At 67.7% G+C, this 3,208-nt stretch carries 4 protein-coding genes and 1 rRNA gene; 2 read left to right on the forward strand and 3 right to left on the reverse strand.

Annotation, left to right across the window (positions count from 1 at the left end):
• Positions 1-938: FtsX-like permease family protein (locus AC1DXV_RS32980; RefSeq protein ID WP_477937725.1), on the forward strand; the 938-nt coding region annotated here is incomplete at its 5' end.
• Between the two features lie 12 nt (positions 939-950).
• Here AC1DXV_RS32980 and AC1DXV_RS32985 read toward each other — a convergent pair.
• Complete coding sequence (locus tag AC1DXV_RS32985; RefSeq protein ID WP_477937727.1) at positions 951-1,478, reverse strand: M48 metallopeptidase family protein; 528 nt, start codon at positions 1,476-1,478, stop codon at positions 951-953.
• 119 nt (positions 1,479-1,597) lie between these two features.
• Here AC1DXV_RS32985 and AC1DXV_RS32990 point away from each other — a divergent pair, with 119 nt between their 5' ends.
• Positions 1,598-2,167, forward strand: coding sequence for a DUF1415 domain-containing protein (locus AC1DXV_RS32990; protein ID WP_477873499.1), 570 nt, complete (start codon positions 1,598-1,600; stop codon positions 2,165-2,167).
• Between the two features lie 46 nt (positions 2,168-2,213).
• Here the strand turns inward: AC1DXV_RS32990 and AC1DXV_RS32995 are convergent, their stop codons facing one another.
• Together AC1DXV_RS32995 and rrf are read right to left on the reverse strand one after the other, a co-directional pair.
• Complete coding sequence (locus tag AC1DXV_RS32995; RefSeq protein ID WP_477873500.1) at positions 2,214-2,879, reverse strand: hypothetical protein; 666 nt, start codon at positions 2,877-2,879, stop codon at positions 2,214-2,216.
• Between the two features lie 200 nt (positions 2,880-3,079).
• Positions 3,080-3,192: ribosomal RNA gene (rrf, locus tag AC1DXV_RS33000) — 5S ribosomal RNA — on the reverse strand.
• Between the last annotated feature and the right edge of the window lie 16 nt (positions 3,193-3,208).

Raw genomic sequence — 3,208 nt, forward strand, 5'->3', positions numbered from 1 at the left:
GTGCAGCTGGATCCGCAGCGGCCCGGTGTGGTGCTGATCGCGCGGCCGTTGTCGCAGCCGGAGAAGGAGTGCAGCTGGATCCGCAGCGGCCCGGTGTGGTGCTGATCGCGCGGCCGTTGTCGCAGCCGGAGAAGGAGCTGCCGCTGGTCGGCGAGCTGCTGCCGCTGCCGGCGGGCGAGCGGGCGGCGTATGTCAGCGAGGCGATGGTGAGCCTGTATGGCGCAGCGCCCGGCACGCGGCTGGCGATGCCGCTGCCGGACGGGCGACGCGTGACGCTCTTCGTGCGCGGTGTCTGGCGCGACTACGCGCGGCAACACGGTGCCGTCACGCTGCATGCGGCCGACTACCAGCAGCTGACGGGCGACACGAAGGTCAACGACATGGCCTTGTGGCTGGCCGCCGGCACCGAGCTCGGCACCGTGCAGTCGGCGCTGCGGGCGGCGGCGGTCTCGAGCGGGCTGGACGGCAGCCTGCTGGAATTCGCCTCGCCCGGCGAGATCCGGGCGGTCTCGCTGCGCATCTTCGACCGCAGCTTTGCGGTCACCTACTGGCTGCAGGCGGTGGCGATCGCGATCGGGCTGTTCGGCATCGCCGCCAGCTTCTCGGCGCAGGTGCTGGCCCGGCGCAAGGAATTCGGGTTGCTGGCCCACCTGGGGCTGACGCGGCGCCAGGTGCTGGCGGTGGTGTCGATCGAGGGCGCCGTCTGGACGGCCGCCGGCGCGCTGCTCGGGCTGCTGCTGGGGCTGGCCGTCAGCGTCGTGCTGGTGAAGGTCGTCAATCCGCAGAGCTTCCACTGGACGATGGACCTGCTGCTGCCCTGGGGCCGGCTCGCGGCGCTGTGCCTGGCGGTGGTCGCGGCGGGCACCGTCACCGCGTGGCTCTCGGCACGCAGCGCGGCCGGGCGGCAGATGGCGCTGGCGGTCAAGGAAGACTGGTGACGGGCGTGCGGCTCAGGCGGGCCGGGCCGCCTGAGCGTCGCGCCAGGTGAGGTAGACGCGCAGGTCGAACTCGAGCTGGTGGTAGTCGGGTTCCATGTGCTCGCACAGCTGGTAGAACGCCTTGTCGTGCGCCCGCTCCTTCAGGTGTGCGAGTTCATGCACGACGATCATCTTCAGGAAATCGGCAGGCGTCGTGCGGAACACGCCGGCGATGCGGATCTCGCGCTTGGCCTTCAACTGGCCGCCCTGGACGCGCGAGGTCATCACATGCAGGCCGAGTGCGTGCTCGACGACCTGCAGCTTGTTGTCGAAGACCACCTTGCTGAGCGGCGGCGAACTGCGCATGAAGCGGTTCTTCAGCGCCATCGTGTAGTCGTACAGCGCGCCGTCGGTGCGGATGTCGTGCAGGTCCGCGTGGCGCGATGACAGGCGCTCGCCCAGCGTGCCGGCGTGCAGCAGTTCGCGCACCTGGGCTTGCAGCGGCTCGGCGTAGCCGGTCAGGTATTTCAGCGGCGCGGTCATCGGCGTGGCGTTCGGCATGCTTTCGGCGGTGGGCCGAGGGTTCAGGGGTATGGATTCAGGGGCGCAGTGTGCCAGCGATGCGCTTGGTGCCCGGTGCCATCGCTCGCATCGCCCCATGCGCCGGCGACAATCCACAGATGGACATCGATGCAGAGGCCGTGACGGCCGAAACCCGCGCCTGGGTCAACCGGGCCGTCGTCGGGCTCAACCTGTGCCCGTTCGCGAAGGCGGCGCAGGTGAAGGAGCTGATCCGCTACGTCGTCAGCGATGCGTCCGATGGAGAGAGCCTGCTGGCCACGCTGTGCGACGAGATGCARCGCCTGGCCGACACACCGGCGACGGAGATCGAGACCACGCTGGTGATCCATCCGCGTGTACTGAACGATTTCGCCGACTTCAACGATTTTCTCGGCACAGCCGAGGCTGCGATCGACGAGATGGGACTCGAAGGCGTGCTGCAGGTGGCCGCTTTCCATCCCGAGTTCCAGTTCGGCGGCACCGAGCCCGACGACATCACGAACGCCACCAACCGTTCGCCCTGGCCCACGCTGCACCTGTTGCGCGAGGACAGCATCACGAAGGCGGTCGACAGCTTCCCGGACCCCGACAGCATCTACGAGACCAACATGCGGACGATGGAGACGCTGGGGGCCGCAGGGTGGCTGGCACTGCAGCAGGCGTGCAAGCGGGACGCGAAGGGCTCTTGAGCTTCGCGCGCCGCTCGCAGGCGCCTGGCCGCGGTGACGGTCGGGATCAGCTGGCTGCGAAGCAATAGAAGAGCCCGGCACCGCCGGTCGCCTTCAGCGCGTCCGGGCTGCAGCCGCGCGAGGGGTGCGACGAGTTCCACGACTTGGCGGGGGGTTGCTCGTCGAGGCCCGTGCGGTCGTGGTGGCCGACGACGGCGGAACCTTCGCCGCTTTGCGTCCAGTTGCCACAGGTGAGGTTCTTGTCGCCTGTCGCGACACGGCCTTCGGGCGTCGATCCGGTCAGCATGTCGTGCTGGTTGGGCGTGTCGCCGCGGCCGTTGATCACCTCGCCTTTCTCGGTGAGGGCGGTCTGCTTGGTCAAGCCGTTCGCGCCGTGGAGTTCGTCGACGCTGTTGGCCACCACGACGCCGCGTGCATTCTTCCACGGGCCCTTGCCGATGCGGTCGCGCGCATTCACCGGCGAGGTACCGCTCGAGGCGTCGGTGCTGAGGTAGGCGCGCCAATCCTTGTCGCCGGCACCTACCGCAGTGGCGAGTGCCTTGCAGTACTTGTCGGCACCGGCCAGGCCACCGAGATCAGCGCCCTTGCCGGGATTCGCGCTGGTCACGAAGAAGGTCATCGGATTCTGGGTGGAAGGGCTGCTTGCGCAAGCGGCGAGCGTTGCGGCACCGGCAAGGCATCCCAAGGCAATCCAATGGCGGGCGATGGTCATGGCGCGTCCTCCGTGAAGTTGATGGAGCGCTGGAGGGTAGTGCATGACCTCGGCGACGGCAATGCGGGTAATGCTCGGAAGAAAATGGAGCGGTGCTGCGTATACCGCCGGCTGAGAATCAGTCGATCGGGAACAAGATTCAAGCGCCCAAAAGCGAAACCCCCGACGCCTTGGGAGGCGACGGGGGTTGGCAATTAATAGCCTGACGATGTCCTACTTTCACACGGGAACCCGCACTATCATCGGCGCTGAGGCGTTTCACTGTCCTGTTCGGGATGGGAAGGAGTGGGACCACCTCGCTATGGTCATCAGGCTTAACTTGTTGCTGC

The organism is Rhizobacter sp. P3_C12, assembly GCF_056402735.1.